This is a genomic window from Levilactobacillus paucivorans (genome assembly GCF_001437125.1).
GTDB classification, from domain to species: domain Bacteria; phylum Bacillota; class Bacilli; order Lactobacillales; family Lactobacillaceae; genus Levilactobacillus; species Levilactobacillus paucivorans.
In genome coordinates this window covers 20,335-27,451 of the sequence record NZ_JQCA01000157.1, presented here as the reverse complement: position 1 = coordinate 27,451, position 7,117 = coordinate 20,335, and the positions used below count along the sequence as shown (strand labels likewise).

The 7,117-nt window shown below is 51.1% G+C and carries 7 protein-coding genes; 6 read left to right on the top strand and 1 reads right to left on the bottom strand.

Translation table 11 applies throughout. From position 1 onward, the window contains the following. The first annotated feature begins 119 nt into the window (after positions 1 to 119). Genes rsgA through IV54_RS10065 form a run of 3 tightly spaced genes read left to right on the top strand, consistent with a single transcriptional unit; the run spans position 120 to position 2,359 of the window. On the top strand, positions 120 to 1,016 hold the full coding sequence (gene rsgA / locus IV54_RS10075; RefSeq protein WP_057879204.1) for a ribosome small subunit-dependent GTPase A: 897 nt from the start codon (positions 120 to 122) through the stop codon (positions 1,014 to 1,016). A 12-nt stretch (positions 1,017 to 1,028) separates the two neighbouring features. Next, a complete protein-coding gene (gene rpe, locus IV54_RS10070; RefSeq protein WP_057879203.1) occupies positions 1,029 to 1,682 on the top strand; it encodes a ribulose-phosphate 3-epimerase in 654 nt (217 codons plus the stop codon). Beyond that, positions 1,682 to 2,359, top strand: coding sequence for a thiamine diphosphokinase (locus tag IV54_RS10065; RefSeq protein ID WP_057879202.1), 678 nt, complete (start codon positions 1,682 to 1,684; stop codon positions 2,357 to 2,359). Before rpe ends, IV54_RS10065 begins: the two co-directional genes overlap by 1 nt. A gap of 133 nt (positions 2,360 to 2,492) precedes the next feature. On the opposite strand, the gene rpmB is transcribed toward IV54_RS10065, so the two are convergent. Then, positions 2,493 to 2,678 carry a 50S ribosomal protein L28 gene (gene rpmB / locus IV54_RS10060; RefSeq protein WP_057879201.1) on the bottom strand — a complete coding sequence of 62 codons (186 nt, stop codon included), beginning with the start codon at positions 2,676 to 2,678 and terminating at the stop codon, positions 2,493 to 2,495. A gap of 241 nt (positions 2,679 to 2,919) precedes the next feature. Here rpmB and IV54_RS10055 point away from each other — a divergent pair, with 241 nt between their 5' ends. From IV54_RS10055 to recG, 3 genes are all read left to right on the top strand, one after another. Then, on the top strand, positions 2,920 to 3,282 hold the full coding sequence (locus IV54_RS10055) for an Asp23/Gls24 family envelope stress response protein (RefSeq protein ID WP_057879200.1): 363 nt from the start codon (positions 2,920 to 2,922) through the stop codon (positions 3,280 to 3,282). A gap of 32 nt (positions 3,283 to 3,314) precedes the next feature. Next, positions 3,315 to 5,003 carry a DAK2 domain-containing protein gene (locus IV54_RS10050; RefSeq protein ID WP_057879199.1) on the top strand — a complete coding sequence of 563 codons (1,689 nt, stop codon included), beginning with the start codon at positions 3,315 to 3,317 and terminating at the stop codon, positions 5,001 to 5,003. A 73-nt stretch (positions 5,004 to 5,076) separates the two neighbouring features. After that, the gene (recG, locus tag IV54_RS10045; protein WP_057879198.1) at positions 5,077 to 7,113 is read left to right on the top strand and encodes an ATP-dependent DNA helicase RecG; all 2,037 of its coding nucleotides are present in this window, start codon (positions 5,077 to 5,079) and stop codon (positions 7,111 to 7,113) included. The last annotated feature ends 4 nt before the right edge of the window (positions 7,114 to 7,117 follow it).

The following is a 7,117-nucleotide window of genomic DNA, read 5'->3' as shown; positions in this document are numbered from 1 at the left end:
ACCGTGATCAAGCTACCTTCATACGAATTTTACCAACAACAGTTGACAGAGAACCTCAGTTCTTTTATAATAAAAGAGAACTGAGCTTTTTAGATCAACAGAAACAAAGGAGGTGCTGCATGTCAGAGGGACAGATTCGCCAGTCATTGAGCGGCTTTTACGACGTCTTTAGTGACGGGAAGATGTATCGAACCCGGGCACGGGGTAACTTTCGCAAGCGGCGCATCACGCCACTCGTGGGAGATCGTGTGCAGTTTGAGAGCTCGACACCAAAGGAAGGCTACATTCTCGAGATTCTCCCAAGAACCAACGCCCTGACGCGGCCACCCGTGGCCAATATTGATCAAGGAATCGTGGTGACGGCAGTGGCGGCGCCGGAGTTTTCGACGAACCTACTGGACCGGCAACTGATTGCGTTAGAGATTAGCGGCATCAAACCGGTCATCGTCTTCACGAAGACCGACCTGATTGACGACGACCGCTACCAGACGTTTGAAACGTTGGCAGCCGGCTACCGCCAGATCGGTTATCCGGTCGTGCTGACGCGGGAACCATTTTCAGCAGACGGGTTGGACCAAGTCAAGGCGACCTTAGCCGACCAGGAAACGGTGATCATGGGGCAAACGGGGGCCGGTAAGTCCACGTTGCTGAACCACATCGCACCTGATCTGAAATTGGCAACGGGAGAGATTTCGACGGCGTTAAACCGTGGGAAGCATACGACGCGTAAAGTTAGCTTGATGCCAATCGCTGGTGGTCTGGTGGCCGATACCCCAGGATTTTCGTCATATGACACGCTGACCATCGACTACCGGGACCTGGGACACTACTTCCCAGAATTCTTGGCGGTGGCCAATCAGTGTCGTTTCCGGGGCTGTGTGCACCTGAACGAACCAGGGTGTGCCGTCAAGGAGGGAGTTGAACGTGGCGACTTGATGCAGAGCCGTTACGACAACTACCTTCAGTTACTCACGTTGTTAAAGAATCAAAAACCAATTTATAATAAAAAGAAATGAGGAAGATAATTTATGATTAAAGTAGCGCCATCAATCCTGAGTGCGGATTACGTCAACTTACAAAAGGACATCGAAAAGGTCGACCAAGCCGGTGCCGAAGTTTTACATATCGACATTATGGACGGTGACTTTGTCCCGGCCCTGTCATATGGTCCAGGTTGGGTTAAGGCGATTCGCCCAATTACCAAGATGGTCTTAGACGTTCACATGATGGTTCAAAACCCAGAACGTTACGTTGACGACTTCGCCAAGGCCGGTGCCGACATTATCGGGGTTCACGTTGAAGCAACGCCACACATTCACCGGGCCTTACAAATGATTCAAAACGCCGGTGTGACCCCAGAAGTTGTCATCAACCCTGGGACCCCAGTGGCCGCTATCGAACCCGTCTTAGATATGGTTGGCCAAGTGTTGGTCATGACCGTTAACCCTGGTTTCGGTGGTCAGAAGTTCTTGCACAGCACCGTTGAAAAGATTGCGCAATTGGAAGCTATCAAGAAGGAAAAGGGCTACACCTTTGATATCGAAGTTGACGGTGGGGTTAACAACGAAACGGTTGTTGACTGTGCCAAGGCTGGTGCCACGGTTGCTGTTGCAGGTTCATACGTCTTCAACGCCGAAGACCCTGCATCCCGTGTTCAAGCTTTAAAGGACGCCACTAAATAATGCCACGTGGGGGAACTTTCAATCTCCTCGTGGGCGGTCCCAAGGCCAACTGGCCCGAAGACCTCAGCACGCGGAACATTGCGGGCCCCTGGATTGGCGTTGATCGAGGGACCTTACGCTTAATTGATCTGAACATTCAGCCCGTGGCGGCAGTGGGGGATTTCGATTCCCTACAAGCACCCGAACTGCAACGAGTCCGGCGTAACGTCAAGGACATTCGGCAGTCACAACCGGAGAAGGATTACACGGACACCCAGCTTGCGGTGACCGTGGCCCTCAATGATTATGGTGCAGAAAGAATTGACATTTACGGGGCAACGGGTGGTCGTCTCGACCATTTCTTGGCTAACTTATTTCTGGTGCTTCAACCGGAATACAAGGCCTACGCCCAACGGATTCGATTGATTGACCGGCAGAATACGATTACTTTCTATTTGCCGGGTCACTACACGGTGACCAAGGAACCCGATAAGAACTATCTGGCGTTCATTCCTTTGACGCCAATCGATCATCTGAGTTTAACGAATGAAAAATATCAGCTCCACAACGAACCCATTCCTTATCCGATCTCCTTTGCCAGCAATGAATTTGTTGGTGAGACCGGGGAATTTCAGTTCGATACGGGTCTGCTCTGTGTGATTCAAAGCTGCGATACCTTTGAAGCTCGCCACGAGTAGAGACTGTACGAAGAAAGGCGTCTGACTGCCACGACATGAGTCGTAGGGGTCAGACGCCTTTCTTTGCTCACAAAAAAATGAGGAGACCCGGCAAACCGGAACTCCTCATTCTTTTGTTTAACCGTCTCTATCACTAGACGCGGGTTACTTTACCTGATTTTAAAGTCCGAGCGGAAACCCAAACTCGTTTTGGCTTACCGTCCACTAAGATGCGAACCTTTTGTAAGTTCGGCTTCCAAGCGCGACGACTTGAGTTCAAGGCGTGGGAACGCTTGTTACCAAAACGTGTCCGCTTGCCGTTAAGAAAATCCTTTGCCATGGCGTAAAACCCTCCTTTGTGGATTCATTCATTACTTTTTTTAAAAAGCAGTGCATTTTGCTCACCTGACTAATTTACCATAATCTTTTCTAGAACGCAATGGTTTCTTTCAAGCAAATCTACTTGACACTTATTTGCCGCCGTCATGAGGTTTTGGGAGTTCCTATTTCTATTTTTGGCGCGGTTGTGGTAAGATTAATCTCTGTTAAGATTGACTATCTAGAATAAGGAGGCTATTTCCATGGCCGTAAAGATTAAGACTCAGTACGGAACAATTGATATTACCAATGAAGTGATTGCGACCGTTGTTGGGGGTGCCGCGACTGATAACTATGGTGTCGTGGGTATGGCAAGTAAGAATCAGATTCGTGATAACGTGAATGATATCTTACGGCGGGAGAATTATGCCCGCGGCGTCGTTGTTCGTCAGGAAGAAAATGGCGTGGCAATCGATGTTTACGTGATTGTGAGCTACGGAACCAAGATTTCCGAAGTCTCACGGAACGTTCAATCTAAAGTAAAATATAACCTAGAAACGATGCTGGGGGTTTCCGCAAACTCAGTTAACGTGATTGTACAAGGGGTGCGGGTGTTGGCTGACTAGCCAGACGTACTGAAATCAAGGAGGATACTTAGTTGAAAGTAACAGAAATTACTAATCTTGAGTTTGGTAAGATGGTCCAAGCCGCCTCGCAAAAGCTAAACCAAAACGCTGATTTTATTAACTCATTGAATGTTTTCCCCGTTCCTGATGGGGACACCGGGACCAACATGAGCCTGTCACTGCAAAGTGGGGCTAAGTATGAACGTGACGCCGACAGTACCGCTGTGGGTGTCTTAGCCGTGGCCTTGGCTAAGGGACTTTTGATGGGGGCCCGGGGAAACTCTGGGGTTATCCTGTCACAAATCTTCCGCGGCTTTTCTCGGAAATTAGCCGACAACCAGACGTTGACGGCCCAAGACTTAGCTGATGGCTTTGCTGCGGGGGCAGAAACGGCGTATAAGGCCGTTATGAAGCCAACTGAAGGAACAATCCTGACGGTGGTTCGTGAGGGCGCACAGGCCGGTTTAAACGCCGCTAAAGACAGTGATGATGTCTTGGTTGTGATGGGTGCCATTTACGAGGCTGCCAAGGCGGCCTTGGCAACGACGCCAGACCTGTTGCCTGTCTTAAAGCAAGTCGGTGTTGTGGACTCCGGTGGCCAAGGGTTGACCTTTGTGCTCGAAGCCTTTAACGACTCACTGAATGGCCGAGTTGCCGAAGAAGGCGACTACAAGCCAGACGATGCTGAAATGGATGAAATGATTGACGCTGCGCACCACCAGAGTGTGCAAGGCAAGCTCGATCCTAACAGTATCAAGTATGGTTACTGTACTGAAATCATGGTACGAATCGGTCGTGGGAAGCAAATCCAACACGACTTTGATTACGATACCTTCTACAAGTACCTCGCCGGTTTAGGTGACTCCCTGTTAGTCGTTAATGATGAGGAGATTGTGAAGGTCCACGTGCATACCGAACACCCTGGCAAGGTCATTGCCTGGGGTCAAGAGTTCGGTGACCTGGCTAAGGTCAAGGTTGACAACATGCGGATGCAACAAGAAACCATCATGGAACATGACGACCAACCTGCCGCAGCCGCAGCCATGCCAGCCGAAAACGAAGAGACCGATACGGCCATCATCGCTATCGCCGCTGGTGACGGTCTCGCCAAGCTCTTTAAGAGTCTGGGTGTGACCTACGTGGTTAACGGGGGCCAAACGATGAACCCAAGTACGCAGGACATCGTGGACGCCGTAAACCAATGCAAGGCCAAGCGGGCGATCGTCTTACCAAATAACAAGAACATCTTCTTGGCCGCCGAACAGGCCGCTAAGGTCACGGATGTCCCAACGGTTATCGTGCATTCAACGACGGTTTCTCAAGGGATGACGGCCATGCTGGGATACAATCCAGATGCTGACCTCGAAGATAACCAAGCAGCGATGGAAGAGAACTTGGCAGCGGTCAAGAGTGGCCAAGTGACGCACGCCATTCGTGATACCGAGCTCGATGGCTTTGATATCAAGGAAGGCAACTTCATGGGAATCGTTGACGGAACCATTAAGGTGACCGATGCCGATCTCCTGAAGACCGCCGAAGAAACGGTTCAAGCCATGCTTGATGATGATAGCGAAATTGTGACGATTATTTACGGTGCCGATACGACCGAAGCTGTAGCGCAAGAGCTACAGACGGCCATTGAAGGCATGGATGACGAATTAGAGACAGAAATTCACGCGGGGGGCCAACCGGTCTATCCGTTCTTAATTTCCGTTGAATAGCCGATTGACGGCAGGAAGATTGGGCTAGTTGGTCCAATCTTTTTTCAATTTTAAGAGAGAGGAGGTGCTGGGTGTGACGAGTTTAAGTGATCCGGTCAGTGAACTGGCCGGGGTTGGTCCCAAGCGGGCACAAGCGTTGCGGTCGCTGGCGATTGAAAATGTCAATGACTTGTTGACGTATTTTCCGTTTCGTTACGAGGACTTACAAGCCAAAGATCCCACGGAGTTGACGGACCAAGCTAAGGTGACGTTAAAGGGCACGGTTGCGGCGGCCCCAGTGATCTCACGTTTTGGCCGGCGAAAGACACGACTGACTTTTCGTCTGTTATTGGACGAACACACGATAATTCCAGTCACCTTCTTCAACCAACCGTGGCTTAAGGATAAACTGGAAGTTGGCAAAGAACTCGCTGTTTACGGTCGGTTCGATGCCAAACGCCAGAGTCTTTCTGGCATGAAGATTATTGCCGGTGCCGATGGTGGCGGGATGGGATCGATTTATCCGGCCAACAAGGAAGTTCGCCAAGGCACCATTCAAAAACTCGTGGAGAGTGCCTTTGAGACGTACGCACCGGTGATCGTGGATTTGATTCCGGAACCCTTGCGTGACGAGTATCGCTTGCTCCATCGGCGCGAGATGATTCACGACATGCACTTTCCAGCAAGTGATCGGGCGGCGCAGGCGGCCCGACGTACGGCGAAATTCGAGGAGTTTTATCTGTTTGAGGTCCGCCTGCAGGTGGTCAAGCAACAGGATCATACCTTACATGGGCAGGCCTTGACGTATGATTTGCCGCGGCTCAAAGACTTTATTGCGGCCTTACCGTATGAGTTGACGGCTGCACAGAAACGAGTGGTCAATGAGATCTGTTACGACTTGAAACGGCCAATTCACATGAATCGGTTGCTTCAAGGGGATGTTGGGAGTGGGAAAACGGTGGTGGCGGCAATCGCCATGTACGCCGCAATTACCGCTGGGGCGCAGGCAGCGCTGATGGCCCCAACCGAAATTTTAGCGGAGCAACATGCCAACAATTTGGCCAAACTTTTTGCTGATTTTCCGGTCAACGTGGCGCTCCTAACGGGGGCCACTAAGCCGGCGGCCCGCAAGACGCTATTGCCACAGATTGCCAAGGGTACCGTGAACTTGATTGTCGGGACCCACGCGCTGATCCAACCCGAGGTCGACTATGCTGATCTTGGTTTAGCGGTCATTGATGAGCAACATCGTTTCGGGGTTAATCAACGACAAGCGTTGCGCGAGAAGGGCCAACAACCCGATGTGCTGGCGATGACGGCTACACCCATCCCCCGGACCCTGGCGATTACCGCCTACGGTGAAATGGATGTCTCCGTGATTAACGAACTCCCAGCCGGTCGACAACCGATCAAGACCAGTTGGATTCGTAGCAATCAGGTTGATTCCACGTTACGTGAGGTCAAGGCCGAGTTGAGCAGTGGCTCTCAGGCTTACGTGGTGACCCCCTTGATTGAAGAATCCGAGGCGGTCGACATGAAGAACGCCGAGGCTATTTATGAGCGGTTCAAGGAACAGTTTGAGCCCACGTATCGGGTGGGATTGCTTCATGGCCGCATGAAGAATGATGAAAAGAACGCCGTCATGGACGCGTTTAAAAATAATGAATTCCAAGTGTTGGTGGCGACGACTGTGATTGAAGTTGGAGTGGATGTGCCCAACGCCACGGTGATGATGATTTACGATGCCGATCATTTTGGCCTGGCCCAGTTGCATCAATTACGGGGCCGGGTTGGTCGAGGTAAGAAGGCCTCAGCCTGCATCCTCATCGCCGATCCGAAGAACGAACTCGCCGTGGAGCGAATGACCACGATGACCAGTACTAATGATGGCTTCGTTTTATCGCAAAAGGATTTGGAATTACGAGGCCCAGGTGATATTCTGGGTAAAAAGCAGTCCGGGGTTCCCGACTTCAAGGTTGGCGACCCGGTGGCGGATCTGAACATCTTGAGCGTGGCTCAGCAGGCGGCTAAGGAAACAGTGGCCTCGCCCAACTGGGCCGACAAGGATGCTAATCTGGCTTTAGCGGCCTTTCTCAGTACCACGGCTCATCAGAACACCACCATGGATTAGATAA

Coding starts and splice junctions, on each gene's coding strand:
- rpe (WP_057879203.1), top strand. CDS start 1,029: ATGATTAAAGTAGCGCCATCAATCCTGAGTGCGGATTACGTCAACTTA.
- rsgA (WP_057879204.1), top strand. CDS start 120: ATGTCAGAGGGACAGATTCGCCAGTCATTGAGCGGCTTTTACGACGTC.
- IV54_RS10065 (WP_057879202.1), top strand. CDS start 1,682: ATGCCACGTGGGGGAACTTTCAATCTCCTCGTGGGCGGTCCCAAGGCC.
- rpmB (WP_057879201.1), bottom strand. CDS start 2,678: ATGGCAAAGGATTTTCTTAACGGCAAGCGGACACGTTTTGGTAACAAG.
- IV54_RS10055 (WP_057879200.1), top strand. CDS start 2,920: ATGGCCGTAAAGATTAAGACTCAGTACGGAACAATTGATATTACCAAT.